Raw genomic sequence first — 16,970 nt, 5'->3', positions numbered from 1 at the left:
GACACAGCCTTTCGGACCCAGAAAAGGGCTCACTTGAATATCCGTCGCATTCTCGCCACCACCGTCGCCGCCGCCGTGACCGCCCCGGCCGCGCTGCTCTCGGTGTCCCCCGCGTTCGCCGCCGAGGCGAAGCCCGCGGCGCAGACGCAGAAGTCCACGTTCGAGGAATTGAAGAAGGCCGCCGCCGATGCGGCGAAGGCCTATGACGCGGCCGCCAAGGCGTACGCGGAGCAGCGGGCCATCATCAAAAAGGTGATGGCGGACGACGCCCCCGAGGCCAAGGCGTACCACGACGCCATGGCCGCCGCCACGAAGGCCGGGGAGTCCAAGACCGCCGCCGACAAGGCGGTCACCGAGGCGAAGGCCAAGCTCGCGGCCCTCCCCGAGACCGCCGGCGCCGACGAGACGGCGGCAGCGCAGAAGGCGGTCGCAGACGCCGAGGCCACCGCCAAGGAGGCCGCCGCCGCACTGGCGACGGCCGTCGCCAACCGGGCGAGCGCAGGGGACGCGCTCGACGACCTCCGGGTGGCCGCCACGCGCAAGTACAGCATCGCGGACAACGCCAGGACTGCCGCGCTGAAGACCAAGGACGCCGCCGACGCGGCGCTCAGGAGCGCCAAGGAGTGCGTCCGGCTGCCCGCGCTCTCCGCGCAGTTGAAGGGGCTCCCGGCGCAGGTCGTCGCGGGCACCTCGGTCGACTTCTCGTTCCAGGTGCACAACGGCACCGACCGCACCCTCGACGCCCTGCACCCGCTGTTCTTCGTCCACGCCGCGCAGGCCAAGGCCCAGTGGCTCGACGGTTCGGTGTGGAAGGAGCTCAAGGACGAGCCCGACTACGTCGCCTCGCAGAGCAACGTGAAGCCCGGCTCCACGGTCGAGGTCAAGATCCGTCTCACCGTCGACGCCAAGAGCCCGGCGACCCACGGCGACGCACTGATCGCGGGCGACGCCTCCGACCAGTACAACCCCTGCATCGAGGGCCCGATGAAGGGCTACAAGTTCAAGGTGCTCGCCGCCGGCAGCAAGCCGGACGGCGACACCGCGAAGCCCGGGCCGACCGACGGCAAGGACCGGCCGGAGCCGACCGCCAAGCCCGCCGGAGGCGGCTCGACGCCCACCGCGCAGGGCGGGGCGGCGGCCACCCCGCTGAAGACCACCGGCACGACCACGGGCGCCACCACCGGCGCGCTGGCCAGCACCGGTTCCTCCTCCGCCGTGCCGCAGCTCGCCCTCGCGGGCGGGGCGGCCGTGGTTCTCGGCGCCGGCGCGGTCTTCGTCACCCGCCGCCGCAAGGCCGCCGACCGGACCTGACGGTCCCAGCAGAGCCGAAGGGCCCGCATCCGTGGCATGCGCCGGATGCGGGCCCTTCCCCAACTCGCCTTCGGTTACGGCAGGTTGCGGGACATCACGATCCGCTGGACCTGGTTCGTGCCCTCGTAGATCTGGGTGATCTTGGCGTCACGCATCATGCGCTCGACCGGGTAGTCGCGGGTGTAGCCGTAGCCGCCGAGGAGCTGGACGGCGTCGGTGGTGATCTCCATCGCGACGTCGGAGGCGAAGCACTTGGCGGCGGCGCCGAAGAACGTCAGGTCCGAGTCGAGGCGCTCGGACTTGGCGGCGGCCGAGTAGGTGAGCTGGCGGGCGGCCTCCAGCTTCATGGCCATGTCGGCCAGCATGAACTGGATGCCCTGGAAGTCGGCGATGGCCTTGCCGAACTGCTTGCGCTCCTGGACGTAGCCCTTGGCGTAGTCGAGGGCGCCCTGCGCGATGCCGAGGGCCTGGGCCGCGATGGTGATGCGGGTGTGGTCCAGGGTCTTCATGGCGGTCGCGAAGCCGGTGCCCTCCTCGCCGATCATGCGGTCGGCGGGGATGCGGACGTTGTCGAGGTAGACCTCGCGGGTCGGCGAGCCCTTGATGCCGAGCTTCTTCTCGGGGGCGCCGAAGGAGACGCCCTCGTCCGACTTCTCCACGACGAAGGCGCTGATGCCCTTCGAGCGCTTCTCCGGGTCGGTCACGGCCATGACCGTGTAGTACTCGCTCTCACCGGCGTTGGTGATCCAGCGCTTCACGCCGTTGAGGACCCAGAAGTCGCCGTCGCGGACGGCCTTCGTCTTCATGCCGGCCGCGTCCGAACCCGCGTCGGGCTCGGAGAGGCAGTACGAGAACATGCCCTCGCCCTTGGCGAGCGGGCCCAGGTACTTCTTCTTCAGCTCCTCGGAGCCGGAGAGGATCACCGGCAGCGAACCGAGCTTGTTGACGGCCGGGATCAGGGACGAGGAGGCGCAGACGCGCGCGACCTCCTCGATCACGATGACGGTCGCGAGCGCGTCGGCGCCCGCGCCGCCGTACTCCTCCGGCACGTGCACGGCGTGCAGGTCGTTGGCGACCAGCGCGTCGAGCGCCTCCCGGGGGAAGCGGGCCTGCTCGTCGACCTCCGCCGCGTACGGGCCGATCTTGGCCTCGGAGAGCGAGCGGATGGCGTCGCGGAGCATGTCGTGCTCCTCGGACGGGCGGTACAGGTCGAACCCTGCGTTTCCTGCGTTTCCAGCCGTTCCGGCCAAGGTCTCTCACTCCCCAAGGGATGCTAACTACCGTTAAGTAACCTAATTTTAGGGGGCAGGGCCGCCCCAGGCATACGTGAGCTTGGCGACAGCCCGCACGGGGGGCCCACCCGGGCCCGACTATGCTCGGGCAGCGCGTTTGTCGCCCGCAGCCCGAGCCCGCCTCCCGAGCCCGTATTCCAGGAGCACCGCATGGCCCTCAAGATCACCGTGATCGGCACCGGATACCTCGGGGCCACCCATGCCGCGGCGATGGCGGAGCTCGGATTCGAGGTGCTCGGCCTCGACGTGGTCCCCGAGAAGATCGAGATGCTGAGCCAGGGCCGCGTCCCCATGTACGAGCCCGGCCTGGAGGAGCTGCTCGCCCAGCACGTCGCGGGCCTTGAGGGCGCGAGCGGCCGGCTGCGCTTCACCACCTCCTGGGAGGAGGTCGGCGCGTTCGGCGACGTCCACTTCGTCTGCGTGAACACCCCGCAGAAGCACGGCGAGTACGCCTGTGACATGAGCTACGTCAACGCCGCCTTCGGCTCGCTCGCCCCGCATCTGCGCGACGGCGCGCTCGTCGTCGGCAAGTCCACCGTGCCGGTCGGCTCGGCGGCCCGGCTCGCGGCCGCCCTGCCCGAGGGCGTGGAGCTGGCGTGGAACCCGGAGTTCCTGCGCGAGGGCTTCGCCGTCGACGACACCCTGCACCCGGACCGGCTCGTGGTCGGCGTGGAGAGCGAGCGCGCCGAGAAGCTGCTGCGCGAGGTGTACGCGGGCCCCATCGGCGAGGGCTCGCCGTTCGTGGTGACCGACTTCCCGACGGCCGAGCTGGTGAAGACCGCGGCCAACTCCTTCCTCGCCACCAAGATCTCGTTCATCAACGCCATGGCGGAGGTGTGCGAGGCCGCGGACGGTGACGTGGTGAAGCTGGCCGAGGCCATCGGCCACGACGAGCGGATCGGCAAGAAGTTCCTGCGGGCCGGCATCGGCTTCGGCGGCGGCTGCCTGCCCAAGGACATCCGGGCCTTCATGGCCCGGGCCGGCGAGCTCGGCGCCGACCAGGCGCTGACCTTCCTGCGCGAGGTCGACTCGGTCAACATGCGCCGCCGCGGCCACATGGTGGAGCTGGCCCGCGAGGCGGTGGGCGGCGAGACCTTCCTCGGCAAGCGGGTCGCGGTGCTCGGCGCCACCTTCAAGCCCGACTCGGACGACGTACGGGACTCCCCCGCGCTGAACGTGGCCGGGCAGATCCACCTCCAGGGCGGCCAGGTCACGGTGTACGACCCCAAGGGCATGGAGAACGCCCGCCGCCTCTTCCCCACGCTCGGCTACGCGCCGACCGCGTTCGACGCGGTGCGCGGCGCCGATGTCGTCCTGCACCTGACCGAGTGGCGCGAGTTCCGCGACCTCGACCCCGCCGAGCTGGCCGGGGCCACGGCCACCCGGATCATCCTGGACGGCCGCAACGCCCTCGACCCGGCCAAGTGGCGGGAGGCGGGCTGGACCTACCGCGCGATGGGCCGCCCGCGCGCCTGAGGCCGGGCCTCACGGTCCGTCGAGGTCCTCGATGGTGGCGCTCGAAGGGGCCCTGCGGGGTGCGGTCGCCCGGGCCGTGAACTCCACGTCCCGGATCACCCGGGCAAGGTTCTCCCAGGTCAGCGCGGCGATTTCGGGCTCGGTCCAGCCCCGGTCGAGGAGCTCGGCGATCAGGGTGGGATAGCAGGACGCGTCCTCCAGGCCGGTGGTGCGCGGCGCCCCGGTGATCAGCCCGTACGTGCCCGAGAGCCCCACGTGCGTGGGCCCGGCCACATCGCGCACCCGCTCGATGTGGTCCGCCACATCGCGCACGGAGACGGCCGGGCCGCCCCGCTCGATCTGCTCCGGGGCGAAGCTCACCAGACAGACCCCGCCGTGCGCACCGAGTGCGGCCAGCAGGTCGTCGGAGGCGTTCAGGGGGTGCTGGGTGAGGGCGGACGCCGCCGAGCGCGAGAGCAGCGCGGGGGCCTTGGAGGCGTCGATCGTGCGGCGCCAGGTGGCGGGGGCGGCGCCGGAGAGGTCGAGCAGTATCCCCAGCCGGTTCGACTCGCGCACGACCTCCAGGCCGAAGCGGCTCAGGCCCGGCTCGGTCCACGGCGTGCCGGGGGTCAGCGCGAGGGCTCGTACGCCCAGGACGTGGTACGCCCGCAGGGTGCCGAGGGAGTTGCCGAGTGCGTGCGCGGCGACGGGGCCGAGGAACGAGGCGATTCGGCCGCAGTTGCGGGCGTCGGCGAGGTCCCCTGCGGTCAGGGCGAGGCGCAGCCACTCGGGGGAGGCGGCGACCAGGGTACGGATCCGGTCGAGCCGTTCCAGGGTGGCGCCGGCCGGGTCGGGGCAGTCGCGGTCGGCCGTCAGCGCCCAGAACTGCGCGCCGACGCCGCCGGCCCGCAGCCGGGGCAGATCCGTGTCGAGCGAGCTCTCGCCGACCTCCAGGTCGTGCCAGGGGGCCTGCGCGAGGGCCTTCGCCAGGGTGTTGTGCCCGTCCGCCACGGGGTACGCGGCGAGCAGGTCGCGGGCGCGGTCGAGGCGGTCGTCGTCGGCGTCGACGTTGGTGTCCGGGGCGGGGGCCGGGGCCGGGTCGGGGGGTGCGGAGGCCGGCGGGTCGAGTTCGCCGACCGCCGAGGCGTTCTCGGGGTCGTCCTGCAGATCTGCCATGACGGGCTCCCGGTTTCGGCGGTGACGGCAGTATCGACACCGTGTCACGGCGGGGCGGGCGGGTCGCGGCGGACGGAGCGTTCGGGGGACCCGCGGGGCTCCGCCCCGGGCCCCTTGAGGGCTCCGCCCCCGCCCCGGGGTTCACCGACAGGCCCCTGGGGCTCCGCCCCAGACCCCGTATCGCGCCTCAAGGGCGCCCGTCCTCAAACGCCGGACGGGCTGAAACCCCCTCATGCCGACCCGCACCGGTACGGGTAGGAGCGCGAGGAACGGGCACGGTCCGCAGCCGAAAAGGGGGTTGGGGGCGCGGGGAACTGCGCGCTCAGCCACGCACGGCTCGCAGCCGATGCACCTCTCCCCCGGAGGGTCTCGGGAAGGGGCGGGGTGGGGGAGGAACAAGCCCGAGGGGACGCGAGAAACTGCGCACCCCGGCGAAGCCGACCCCCACAACACCCCCGGGCGGCACGGGCCCGAAAGCCAGCCACCCCCGGGCACGGGCGGGCCCGAAAGCCAGCCACCCCCCGGGCACGGGCGGGCCCGAAAGCCGCCCCCCGGCGGAGCCGGCCCGCCCCCCGAGAGGGCTAGCCGTCCAGGGACGGCAGGGTCGCGTTGGAGGGGCCGCGGCGGGCGGACAGGTCCGCCGAGACGGACTCCGCGTCGCGCAGGACCCGTACCGCGTTGGACCACGTCAGCTTCGACAGGTCCGCCGAGGACCAGCCGCGGGACAGCAGCTCGGCCACCAGGTTCGGGTAGCCCGAGACGTCGTCCAGGCCGGCCGGGGTGAAGGCGGTGCCGTCGAAGTCGCCGCCGAGCCCGATGTGGTCGACCCCGGCGACCTCCCGCATGTGGTCGAGGTGGTCCGCGACCGTAGAGGCCGTCGCGACCGGCCGCGGATTCGCCGCCTCGAACGCCTCGTGGAGCTTCATCGCCTCCGGCGAGGTGTCGAGGTGGTGCAGCCCGTGCGCGCGCAGGTTCTCGTCCGCCGCCTGCGTCCAGGCGACCGCCGCCGGCAGGATGAACTTCGGCACGAAGGTCGCCATCGCCACCCCGCCGTTGCCGGGCAGCTGGGCGAGCACGTCGTCCGGGATGTTGCGCGGGTGGTCGCAGATCGCCCGCGCGGACGAGTGCGAGAAGATCACGGGCGCCGCCGACGTCGAGAGCGCGTCCCGCATCGTCGTCGCCGCCACGTGCGAGAGGTCCACCAGCATGCCCACGCGGTTCATCTCGCGGACGACCTCGTGGCCGAACGGCGAGAGCCCGCCCACGTTCGGCTCGTCCGTCGCCGAGTCCGCCCAGGCGAGGTTGTCGTTGTGGGTCAGGGTCATGTAGCGCACGCCGAGCGCGTACAGCGCGCGCAGCGTGGCGAGGGAGTTGTTGATCGAGTGGCCGCCCTCGGCGCCCTTGAGCGAGGCGATGCGGCCCTCGGAGCGGGCCTTCTCCATGTCGTCCGCCGTGCGCGCGGGTGCCAGGTCGCCGGGGTAGCGCGCCAGCATCTGGTCGACGCAGTCGATCTGCTCCAGGGTCGCGCTGACCGCCTCGTCACCGGCCAGGTCGGTCCGTACGTACACGGACCAGAACTGCGCCCCGACCCCGCCGGCCCGCAGCCGCTCGAGGTCGGTGTGGGTGCGGCCGGTCAGGTCGGTCGCCAGGTCGCAGCGGTCCAGGTCGTAGCGGGCCTTGGCGCGCAGTGCCCAGGGCAGGTCGTTGTGGCCGTCGACCACGGGGTGCGCGGCGAGCAGCGCGCGGGCTTCGTCGAGATGAGGCGTGGCAGGTGTCATGGCACTCACTTTCCGAATCCGAAGGCGCCCGAACCCTCGACCTTCGCCCGCAGCCGCTTGCCCTTCTCGGTGGCCTGGTCGTTCAGCTCCTGCTGGAACTCCCGCATGCGGGCGAGGAGTTCGGAGTCCTGCGTGGCCAGGATGCGGGCCGCGAGCAGCCCCGCGTTGCGCGCCCCGCCGACCGAGACGGTGGCGACCGGCACGCCCGCCGGCATCTGCACGATGGAGAGCAGCGAGTCCATGCCGTCCAGGTACTTGAGCGGGACGGGGACGCCGATGACCGGGAGCGGCGTCACGGAGGCGAGCATGCCGGGCAGGTGGGCGGCTCCCCCGGCGCCCGCGATGATCGCCTTGAGGCCGCGGCCCGCGGCCTCCTCGCCGTACGCGATCATCTCGCGCGGCATCCGGTGCGCGGAGACGACGTCGACCTCGTAGCGGATCTCGAACTCGTCGAGCGCCTTGGCGGCGGCCTCCATGACCGGCCAGTCGGAGTCCGAGCCCATGACGATGCCGACGACGGGGCCAGTGCTGGTGCTCATTCGGTGATCGTTCCCCTGAGGTAGTCGGCTGCGTGGCGGGCCCGCTCGCGGACCTCCGCGAGGTCGTCGCCGTAGGTGTTGACGTGGCCCACCTTGCGGCCGGGCTTCACGTCCTTGCCGTACATGTGGATCTTGAGCTGCGGGTCGCGGGCCATGCAGTGCAGGTACGCGTAGTACATGTCCGGGTAGTCGCCGCCGAGCACGTTGCACATCACGGTCCACTTCGACCGCGGGCGCGGGTCGCCCAGGGGGAGGTCGAGGACGGCGCGGACGTGGTTGGCGAACTGCGAGGTGATCGCGCCGTCCTGGGTCCAGTGGCCGGAGTTGTGCGGGCGCATCGCCAGCTCGTTGACGAGAATGCCCGGCACACCGTCGGCGTCGCGGGTCTCGAAGAGCTCGACCGCGAGGTGGCCGACGACGCCGAGCTCGGACGCGATGCGCAGGGCGAGCTGCTGGGCCTCGCCCGCCAGCTCGTCGTCGAGGCCGGGCGCGGGGGCGATCACCGTGTCGCAGACCCCGTCGACCTGGATCGACTCGACGACCGGGTAGGCCACGGCCTGGTCGCTGGGGGACCGTACGACGTTGGCCGCCAGCTCCCGCACGAAGTCCACCTTCTCCTCGGCGAGGACGTCGACGCCCGCCTTGAAGGCGTCGGCCGCGTCCGCCTCGGAGCGCACGAACCACACGCCCTTGCCGTCGTAGCCGCCGACCACCGTCTTGAGGATGACGGGGTAGCCCCCGCCCTCCTCGGCGAACGCGCTCACGTCCGCGGGGTCGGCCACGATGCGGTGGCGGGGGCAGGGCGCGCCGATCGCGCTGAGGCGGGCGCGCATCACCCCCTTGTCGTGGGCGTGCACCAACGCGTCGGGCCCCGGTCGGACGACGACGCCGTCCGCTTCCAGGGCCCGCAGGTGTTCGGTCGGCACGTGCTCGTGATCGAAGGTGATCACGTCACAGCCGCGCGCGAAGTCACGCAGCGTGTCCAGGTCGCGATAGTCGCCGACGACGACCTCGCTCACCACCTGGGCCGCCGAGTCCTGCGGGGTGTCACTGAGGAGCTTGAATCTGATGCCGAGGGGGATGCCCGCCTCGTGGGTCATGCGGGCGAGCTGACCGCCGCCGACCATGCCGACTACCGGGAACGTCACGCCTCCAGGGTATCCGCCGCCCCGGCGGGCCCTCCAGGGCCCGGTCGCGCGGGGCGGAACCCGGGTGCCCACGGGCATTGCACAGGGGGGGTGGTTAGCATGGGCGGGTTGACTGGCACGAAAAGCACACCGACTCGGACGGGGCTGGGCGATCACCATGAGTGCACAGGGCGCGTCGCCATCGCGACTGCGACTGCTCGTCCGCGAGGTCGCCAAGTTCGGCGCCGTGGGCGGTCTCGGGGTGCTCGTGAACATGGGCGCCTTCAACCTGCTGCGGCACGCGACCGACCTCCAGGTGGTGCGGGCCAGCCTGCTGGCCACCGGGATCGCGATCGCGTTCAACTACGTGGGCTTCCGCTACTTCGCCTACCGCGACCGCGAGAAGAGCGGCCGGGCCCGTGAGCTCACGCTGTTCCTGCTGTTCAGCGTGGTCGGCGCGGTGATCGAAAACGGCATCCTGTACGTGGCCACGTACGGCTTCGAGTGGAACAGCCCGTGGCAGAACAACTTCTTCAAGTTCCTCGGCATCGGGCTCGGCACCCTGTTCCGGTTCTGGTCCTACCGCACCTGGGTGTTCCGCGCACTCCCGGCCCGGGAGGCAGTACAGACGGCCGAATCGTTTCTCGACGCCCCCCGGCCCGCCGTCCCCGCCAAGCACTGACCGCCTCCGCTGAGCGGGCCCCTTCCGGGCCTCAGCGGATCGTCTCCGTACGCTCCGGCTCCCGCCGCCCGCGCGCCTCGCGGCTGAGGAACAGCGCGAACACGGCGGGCTGCTGCTGCAGCATTTCGAGCCGGCCCCCGTCGGCCTCCGCGAGGTCGCGGGCGACCGCCAGGCCGATGCCCGTGGAGTTGCGGCCGCTGATGGTCCGCTCGAAGATCCGCGCGCCCAGGTCGGGCGGCACTCCGGGGCCTTCGTCGGTGACCTCGACCACGGCCTGGTTGCCGGTGACGCGGGTGCGCACCGCGACCGTGCCGCCGCCGTGCATCAGCGAGTTCTCGATCAGCGCGGCGAGCACCTGGGCGACCGCGCCCGGGGTGCCGACCGCCTTGAGGCCGGTCTTGCCGGAGCGCACGATCGCGCGGCCCTCGCCGCGATAGGCCGGCCGCCACTCCTCCAGCTGCTGCTTGACGACCTCGTCGAGCGAGAAGACCACGGCCGAACCGGTGCGCGGGTCACGGTTGTTGGTGAGGAGGCGCTCCACCACGTCGGTGAGCCGCTCGACCTGCGTGAGCGCGATCGTGGCCTCCTCCTTGACCGTGTCGAGGTCGTCGGTGAGGGCGATCTCCTCCAGCCGCATGGAGAGCGCGGTCAGCGGCGTACGCAGCTGGTGCGAGGCGTCCGCCGCGAGCCGCCGCTCGGCCGTGAGCATCCGGCCGATCCGGTCGGCCGACGAGTCCAGCACATCGGCGACCCGGTCCAGCTCGGGCACCCCGTACCGCTTGTGCCGCGGGCGCGGGTCGCCCGAGCCGAGGCGCTCGGCGGTCTCGGCGAGGTCGGTGAGCGGGGAGGCCAGCTTGTTGGCCTGGCGTACGGCCAGGAGCACCGCGGACACGATGGCGAGCAGGGCCACCGCGCCGATGATGAGCAGGGTGCGCCCGACCTCCTTGGTGACCGTGGAGCGGGACTCCTCGACGAGCACGGACTCGCCGCGCTCGCCCACGGCGGTGCCCTTGATGACGGTGCCCCCGGGCTTCTGCCCGATCTCTATCACCGGGCGGCCCGGGATCGCGATGCGGGCGTACCGCTTGGGGTCGATCTGTTCGTTCAGGACCTGCGCGTTGATCGTCTCGTTCGCCAGTGTGCGGCTGTCGACGACGGAGACCAGCCGCAGCGCCTCGGAGTTGACGCTCTCCTGGGCGCTGCTGCTGATGGTCCGCGTCTCGACGATGACGAGGGAGACGCCGAAGACCGCGATCACCACGAGAACGACCGCGAGTGTGGAGTTGATCAGCCGACGGCGCATGTGCGGAGGTGCTCTAACTCTTCTCGAAGCGGAAGCCGACTCCGCGGACGGTGGCGATGTAGCGCGGGTTGGCCGCGTCGTCGCCGAGCTTCTTGCGCAGCCACGAGATGTGCATGTCGAGTGTCTTGGTCGAGGACCACCACGTGGTGTCCCAGACCTCGCGCATCAGCTGATCGCGGGTCACCACCCGGCCCGCGTCCCGGACCAGGACGCGCAGCAGGTCGAACTCCTTGGCGGTGAGCTGGAGCTCCTCGTCGCCCATCCAGGCGCGGTGCGACTCGACGTCGATCCGCACGCCGTGGGTGGCGGGCTGGGGCACCGGCTCGGTGGCCCCGCGCCGCAGCAGCGCCCGGACCCTCGCGAGCAGTTCGGCCAGGCGGAAGGGCTTGGTCACGTAGTCGTCGGCACCGGCGTCGAGGCCGACCACGGTGTCCACTTCGTCGGCGCGGGCGGTGAGCACGAGGATGGGGACGGTGTGTCCCTCGGAGCGGAGCCTCCGGGCGACTTCGAGGCCGTCCATGCCGGGAAGCCCCAGGTCGAGCACGACCAGGTCGGCGCCCCCCTGCAGTCCGGCGTCGAGGGCGGTCGGGCCGTCCTCGCGCACCTCGACCTCGTAACCCTCCCTGCGCAGGGCGCGGGCCAGTGGCTCCGAGATGGACGCGTCGTCCTCGGCGAGCAGTACACGGGTCATGGGGGTGATGGTAGTCCGCGGCGGCGACAATGCGTCAGGTGATCCACCCGCCCTGCGGGTCTGGGGAGCGATCTTGTTTAACACCTTCGAATCAGGGTGAGTGGTTCCAGGGATGCCTGTGATCCATCTCTCAAGTCCTTCCATATGCCGCAGTGTGGTGACGTATGGTGTCCCGACGCCTATAGCACTACTCAAGGACCTTTGGCTTGCTTGGCGCGCCAAGGGTCTCTTTTCTGCACAAGACCGGCTTTGCCAGTCTTGAGACCAGTGAATGACCTACGGGCCGGGCCCCAGCGCGATGAAGCGCACGGGGTGTGGATCCCGGTGTGGTCCGTCCGTTCCGAGCTCCCCCACGGAGCCGGGCCCCGAAGGCGTCGGGGGGACGGTCCCCATGCCGGTGCCGGCCCTCCCCCACCGGGCGCGACTCAACGCTCACGAAGCGCGCGTCCCGAGCAAGCAAGGATCGACCATGGCGTCCAGCCTGACGAAGGACTCCGCCAGTACCACTGGCACCGAGAAGACCTTCTTCGGCCACCCCCGCGGCCTGGCCACTCTGTTCATGACCGAGATGTGGGAGCGGTTCTCCTACTACGGCATGCGTGCGCTTCTCATCTACTACCTGGTCTCGGGCGGCGCCGACGCCGCCACGGGCAGCCAGGGTGGCGGCCTGGCGATGACCACCGCGACGGCGACGGCGATCTACTCCGTCTACGTCTCGATGGTCTACCTGATGGCGATGCCGGGCGGATGGTTCGGCGACCGCGTCTGGGGTGCCCGCAAGACCGTGGCCATCGCCGGCTTCGTGATCATGGCCGGCCACTTCTCGCTCGCGATCCCCGGCCAGGCGATGTTCTTCGTCGGTCTGATCCTGGTAGCGGTCGGTTCCGGTCTCCTCAAGGCCAACATCTCCACGATGGTCGGCCACCTCTACGACGGACCCGAGGACCCGCGCCGTGACGGCGGCTTCACGCTGTTCTACGTCGGCATCAACCTCGGTGCGTTCGTGGCCCCGTTCGTGGTCGGCACGATCGGCAAGGAGCACAACTGGCACCTGGGCTTCGCGCTCGCCGCGGTCGGCATGGGCCTGGGTCTGACCCAGTTCCTCATCGGCACGCGCAACCTGAGCGAGAAGAGCAGCGTGGTCCCGAACCCGCTGAGCGCCGCGGAGCGCAAGAGCGTCCTCACCAAGGTCGCCCTCGCCATCGTGGCCGTCGTGGTCTTCTACGGTGCCGTCGTGGGCCTGGGCGCTTACACGCTGAACTGGGCGCTGGTCCCGCTGACCCTCGCCGGTCTGCTCATTCCGCTCGCCGTCCTGACGCGCATCAAGCGCGACAAGGACCTGTCGGCGACCGAGCAGACGAAGATGAGCGCCTACATCTGGTTCTTCATCGCCGCCGCCGTCTTCTGGATGATCTACGACCAGGGTGGTTCGACCCTGTCGCTGTTCGCCGACGGCAAGACCGCGGACTCGGTGTTCGGACTCGGCTTCTCGGCCACCTGGTACCAGTCCCTCAACCCGCTGTTCGTGATGGCGCTCGCGCCGGTCTTCGCGTGGCTGTGGCTGTGGCTCGCGCGCAAGAACCAGGAGCCCAACACCATCGTGAAGTTCGCGATGGGCCTGGTCCTCGTCGGCGCGTCGTTCTTCGTCTTCATCGTGCCGATGAACATGGCGGGCGACGGCACCAAGGTCAGCCCGATGTGGCTGGTGTCGATCTACATGATCCAGACCATCGGCGAGCTGTGCCTGTCGCCGGTCGGCCTGTCCGTCACCACGAAGATGGCGCCGCAGAAGTACGCCTCGCAGATGATGGGCATCTGGTTCCTCGCCGTCACCGCCGGTGACTGCGTCACGGGCCTGCTCTCGCTCGGCGGGGTGAGCCTCAACGGCATCGGGGTCATCGGCCTCGAAGCGGCCGCGGCGGTCGTCGCGGGTGTGGCGGTCTACATGTACCGCAACAAGGTCAAGGCCATGATGGGCAGCGTCCACTGACGCGTCCCGCACACGGTCGAAGGGCCGCCGCACCGGGAAGGTGCGGCGGCCCTTCGCGTTGCCCGGAGGGTGTCAGCGCGTGCCGCGCAGGCGCTTCCACGGAGTGAAGGTGAAGATCGCGCCGCCGAGCAGCAGCACGGTGCCCGCGACCAGGCCGAGCGCCCGCAGGGCGCCGTTGTCGCTCGCGCCGGTCTGGGCGAGACCGCCCGAGCCGGCCGTGGAGGCGCTGGAGCCGCCCGTGGCCGCCGTACCGCCCGCCGAGCCGCTGCCGCCCGCCGCGCCGCCCGGCTGGGCCGCCGTGTCCAGTTCCAGGGAGACCGGGGCCGAGCCGGAGACCTTGCACGGGATGTGAATCGGGGAGCCGCCCAGGGTGACGTCGATGGACAGGTCGCCCGGGCTCAGCGTCGACTTCCCGGAGGCGCCCGGCTTGTAGGTGCCCGTCATGTCGGTGAGGCTGACCGGCGCGCCCGACTTGACCGGGTCGGGGTTGGCCGGGCCCGTGACGGCCACCGAGCCCTTGTCGGCGCCGCCGACGGTGACCTGCATGGACGGCTTGAGCGCGCCCGCCGGAAGGTCGGCCGGGCTGTTCATGACGCCCTTGGCCGTCTTGACGGTGAGGGCGTAACTCCCGCCGTTCTTCTTGGCGTTGATGGTCACCTTGGACTGGATGCTGGCCGGTCCTGGCGAGGTGCAGGCGAAGTTGACGGCGACCTCCTTGCCGGGGAAGTCGGTCTGGCCCCCGCTGCCGCCGGTGGTCCCGCCCGAGGTGGATCCCCCGCTCGTGGTGCCGCCGGACGTGGACCCGCCGGTGGTGCCGGACGTCGTGGTGCCGCCCGAGGTGGTCGAGCCGGTGGTGCCGCCGGACGTCGTGCCTCCGGACGTGGTCGAGCCCGTGGTGCCGCCGGACGTCGTGCCCCCGGACGTGGTGGTGCCCCCGGTGGTCGAGCCGCCGGTGGTGCCGCCCGCGTCCGTCACCTTGATCGTCGCGGAGACGCCGACCGTCGCCTTCGGCGTGCACTTGGTGTCCGTCGACATGATCTGGTTGACGTTGATGTTGTACGCGTCCGGCGTGAGGGTGACGTCACCGGCCTTGGTCAGCTTCAGCTTGGCCGTCATGTCCGAGAGGACCATCGGGCTGTTCTTGGGGATGGGCGGGTTCTGCCGCGGGCCCTTCATGGCGATGTCGGCGCTCTGCGCGCCCGCCGCCTTGAGGGTGCCGGTCGGCTGGACGACGTCCTTGTTGAGGTCGAGGACGTTGGGGTTGTTCGAGGCGGCCTGGGTGAACTTCCAGACGACGTCCACCTCGTCGCCCACCTTGGCCGTGGCGGGCGCGGTGATCTGCACCTTCGTCGTGCCCTCGACCGGCGGCAGACCGGAGATGGACGGCGGTATGCACTCGGTGGCGTACGAGACTTCGGCTGCTTGTGCGGGACCTGCGGCCAGCATGATCCCCGCGCCGCCGAGCATCAGCGCGAGACCGGCCGCGCTCATCCTCCGTTGCGTGGTCACGGATTTCCCTTCGTCGTGGAACGTTACGGACGGTTGGGGTGGTTCTCGGACGGTGCGGAGTCGGGGGTGAACCACGGCAGCGCGGCCGCGGTTCCGTGCGGGGCGGCGCCCGGGCCGGGCCCCGGCGCGGGCGGCGGGCCTTCGGCGGGCGCCCGGCCGGCCCTGGGCAGCCGCACGGTCACATCGGGCAGCCGTACGCTCCGGTGGCGGGCCTGGTCGGACCGCCCGGGGGTGCGCGGACGCAGCCGGTCGACGACGACCATGCCGATGCGGAAGACGGCGGCCGGCACCACCAGGCAGAGCAGGATCCAGAAGAGGGTGACGCCCCAGGGGCGGTCCACCCCCCACGGCTCGGTGGCGAGCAGCTTCTTGGCGTACTGGAGCGAGACCTGGTAGTCGCCGTGGGCGCCGGGCGACAGCTCGAAGTCGAGTTTGATCTCGGCCTTCTGGCCGGGCTGGATGGTGCCCTTCCACTGCCGGTCCTCCCACTGCGGCGCGAACACACCGTGGGCGGTGCCGAGTTGGAAGACGGGATCCTTCACGGGGCCCGAGCCCAGGTTGCCGACGGTGAAGACCAGGGTGCGGGCGGGCGGCGCGCCGAACCAGGTCAGCAGGGAGCCGCTGCCGTCCAGGCGCGGCTCGGTGAGCACCGCGAGCTTGCCCGCGCCGGTGGCGGGCAGCGGCTCCTCGGGATGCCCGGTGATCTTCAACTCGGTGTCCAGGACGGCCTGTTCGCCCTGGACGGTCGCCACATGGACGACGCACGGACAGGGCTTGGGCGGCGCCGCGGCCGACAGGACCTTGCTGAAGGAGCCCTTGGCATCGGTGGTGACGGCCTGACCGTCGGCGTTGGAGCAGGAGTTGGTGCCGCCGATGACGCCGAGCTCGGGGGTGGACTGCCCGCACACGAGGAGCATGAGCAGCGCCCCGGGCCGCCACCCCTTGCCGGTGACGGTCACGTCCGCCCCCTTGGCGGCCTCGCTCCGGGAGAGCGCGACGCTGGGCGCGGGCTCCTCGGGGGCCGCGTACGAGGGGCCCGCCAGCAGCACGGCGAGCAGACCGGACAGCAGCAGGGCGAGGGCCGCGCCCCCGGGACGTGGCTTCACTGACGGGCTCCTGTCTGCGCCAACTCGCGTTCCGGCAAGGGCATTTCGACCGGCTCGCCAGCGCGCCGCCGACGGCGCCGGACCAGCCGGAGGGCGGCGGCCGCGCCGCCGAGCACCACCAGAGCCGCCCCGGCGACCGCGCCCCACGGCACGAAGGCGGCGCTCGTCCCGGCGGTGGCGTGGGCGCCGCCGTCCGCCGTCACGTCGAGCCGCACGGTGACCCGGTCGAGGGCGGGCGGATGCGCCCAGGGTTCGCTCAGCTCGACCCGCTGACCGGGCAGCAGCTCGACGGGCAGCGCCTTGGCCGGGCGGTCCAGGGCGCGGCCGAACACCCCGTCGACGCGCAGCGCCAGACGCGGGGCCAGGGTGGTGTTGCCCCGGTTGACCAGGGCGTAGCGGATCAGCCCGTGGGCCTTGTCGACGCGTAGGGACTCCACGGTGAGCGCGCTCAACGTCGGCCCCGACACACGGAGTTGGAGTCGTACGCCCACCTCGCGGCCGCCCGCTTCGGCCACCAGGGCGGCGGGGTGGTCGCCGGGCTGCGCGCCGGGCGGGACGGTGACGGCGAACGGCACGTCGGCGCGGGTGTGTGGCGGGATCTTCACCTCGGGTGCGGCGAGGGCGATCCAGGGGTCGGGGGTCCGGCGTACGGCGAAGCCGCCGTCGGTGGCGTTGTAGGCGGCGGCGCCGCGCAGCCTCAGGGTGAGGGGGGCGCCGGAGGGATTGCTCAGCGAGACGGTGTCCTGGAGGACCGTGCCGGGCGGACCCTCCAGGTAGAAGTAGGGCCGCCCGTCGGAGCTGGGGCGGGTCCCGCCGCCGGATGCGGGTGCGGCGGTCCAGTCCCCGCTCGCTGTCGGCGCGGCCGCGGCGGCGGGCGCCGCGAGGGCGCACAGCAGCAGGGCCGTGACCGGCAGGACCAGGCGGATCGGACGCATCGGCGGCTCCTCGGGCGCGAGGCGGTTCCTTGCGGGGTTTCCGTACGGGTGCGCGGGGTTTCCGTGCGGGTGCGCG

At 71.8% G+C, this 16,970-nt stretch carries 14 protein-coding genes; 4 read left to right on the top strand and 10 right to left on the bottom strand.

The window, feature by feature from the left end; translation table 11 throughout:
* Positions 1-33 precede the first annotated feature (33 nt).
* Complete coding sequence (locus ACFYZA_RS36115) at positions 34-1,311, top strand: LPXTG cell wall anchor domain-containing protein (RefSeq protein ID WP_388494646.1); 1,278 nt, start codon at positions 34-36, stop codon at positions 1,309-1,311.
* 74 nt (positions 1,312-1,385) lie between these two features.
* Here the strand turns inward: ACFYZA_RS36115 and ACFYZA_RS36110 are convergent, their stop codons facing one another.
* The gene (locus tag ACFYZA_RS36110; protein ID WP_267895393.1) at positions 1,386-2,561 is read right to left on the bottom strand and encodes an acyl-CoA dehydrogenase family protein; all 1,176 of its coding nucleotides are present in this window, start codon (positions 2,559-2,561) and stop codon (positions 1,386-1,388) included.
* A gap of 192 nt (positions 2,562-2,753) precedes the next feature.
* Here ACFYZA_RS36110 and ACFYZA_RS36105 point away from each other — a divergent pair, with 192 nt between their 5' ends.
* Complete coding sequence (locus ACFYZA_RS36105; protein WP_382597222.1) at positions 2,754-4,079, top strand: UDP-glucose dehydrogenase family protein; 1,326 nt, start codon at positions 2,754-2,756, stop codon at positions 4,077-4,079.
* Positions 4,080-4,088: 9 nt separating this feature from the next.
* Here ACFYZA_RS36105 and ACFYZA_RS36100 read toward each other — a convergent pair whose 3' ends face one another.
* The 4 genes from ACFYZA_RS36100 to ACFYZA_RS36085 all read right to left on the bottom strand — a co-directional run bounded on the left by ACFYZA_RS36100 (position 4,089) and on the right by ACFYZA_RS36085 (position 8,777).
* Positions 4,089-5,234 carry a dipeptidase gene (locus ACFYZA_RS36100; protein WP_382597224.1) on the bottom strand — a complete coding sequence of 382 codons (1,146 nt, stop codon included), beginning with the start codon at positions 5,232-5,234 and terminating at the stop codon, positions 4,089-4,091.
* A 581-nt stretch (positions 5,235-5,815) separates the two neighbouring features.
* A complete protein-coding gene (locus ACFYZA_RS36095; RefSeq protein ID WP_388494645.1) occupies positions 5,816-7,012 on the bottom strand; it encodes a dipeptidase in 1,197 nt (398 codons plus the stop codon).
* A 5-nt stretch (positions 7,013-7,017) separates the two neighbouring features.
* A complete protein-coding gene (gene purE, locus ACFYZA_RS36090; RefSeq protein ID WP_388494644.1) occupies positions 7,018-7,551 on the bottom strand; it encodes a 5-(carboxyamino)imidazole ribonucleotide mutase in 534 nt (177 codons plus the stop codon).
* Positions 7,548-8,777, bottom strand: coding sequence for a 5-(carboxyamino)imidazole ribonucleotide synthase (locus ACFYZA_RS36085; protein WP_382597230.1), 1,230 nt, complete (start codon positions 8,775-8,777; stop codon positions 7,548-7,550). Before ACFYZA_RS36085 ends, purE begins: the two co-directional genes overlap by 4 nt.
* Before the next feature lie 79 nt (positions 8,778-8,856).
* On the opposite strand from ACFYZA_RS36085, the gene ACFYZA_RS36080 reads away from it, so the two are divergent.
* Positions 8,857-9,360 carry a GtrA family protein gene (locus ACFYZA_RS36080; RefSeq protein ID WP_382597232.1) on the top strand — a complete coding sequence of 168 codons (504 nt, stop codon included), beginning with the start codon at positions 8,857-8,859 and terminating at the stop codon, positions 9,358-9,360.
* Positions 9,361-9,391: 31 nt separating this feature from the next.
* Here ACFYZA_RS36080 and ACFYZA_RS36075 read toward each other — a convergent pair whose 3' ends face one another.
* Together ACFYZA_RS36075 and ACFYZA_RS36070 are read right to left on the bottom strand one after the other, a co-directional pair.
* Positions 9,392-10,663, bottom strand: coding sequence for an ATP-binding protein (locus ACFYZA_RS36075; protein WP_382597234.1), 1,272 nt, complete (start codon positions 10,661-10,663; stop codon positions 9,392-9,394).
* Between the two features lie 13 nt (positions 10,664-10,676).
* Positions 10,677-11,354 (bottom strand): response regulator transcription factor, encoded by a 678-nt coding sequence (locus ACFYZA_RS36070; protein ID WP_053725082.1) that lies wholly within the window; start codon positions 11,352-11,354, stop codon positions 10,677-10,679.
* A 469-nt stretch (positions 11,355-11,823) separates the two neighbouring features.
* On the opposite strand from ACFYZA_RS36070, the gene ACFYZA_RS36065 reads away from it, so the two are divergent.
* The gene (locus tag ACFYZA_RS36065; protein WP_388494643.1) at positions 11,824-13,344 is read left to right on the top strand and encodes a peptide MFS transporter; all 1,521 of its coding nucleotides are present in this window, start codon (positions 11,824-11,826) and stop codon (positions 13,342-13,344) included.
* Between the two features lie 72 nt (positions 13,345-13,416).
* Here the strand turns inward: ACFYZA_RS36065 and ACFYZA_RS36060 are convergent, their stop codons facing one another.
* The 3 genes from ACFYZA_RS36060 to ACFYZA_RS36050 are packed head-to-tail and all read right to left on the bottom strand — an operon-like array spanning position 13,417 to position 16,894.
* Complete coding sequence (locus ACFYZA_RS36060) at positions 13,417-14,835, bottom strand: hypothetical protein (protein ID WP_388494666.1); 1,419 nt, start codon at positions 14,833-14,835, stop codon at positions 13,417-13,419.
* Between the two features lie 41 nt (positions 14,836-14,876).
* The gene (locus ACFYZA_RS36055) at positions 14,877-15,959 is read right to left on the bottom strand and encodes a hypothetical protein (protein WP_388494642.1); all 1,083 of its coding nucleotides are present in this window, start codon (positions 15,957-15,959) and stop codon (positions 14,877-14,879) included.
* Positions 15,956-16,894, bottom strand: a complete 939-nt coding sequence (locus ACFYZA_RS36050) for a hypothetical protein (protein WP_388494641.1) — start codon at positions 16,892-16,894, stop codon at positions 15,956-15,958. Before ACFYZA_RS36050 ends, ACFYZA_RS36055 begins: the two co-directional genes overlap by 4 nt.
* Positions 16,895-16,970: the final 76 nt, after the last annotated feature.

Origin of the sequence: Streptomyces sp. NPDC001828 (genome assembly GCF_042892175.1) — a bacterium.
Classification (GTDB): Bacteria; Actinomycetota; Actinomycetes; order Streptomycetales; family Streptomycetaceae; genus Streptomyces.
Note: the sequence above shows the minus strand (reverse complement) of the source record. Positions and strands in the feature narration are given on the sequence as shown.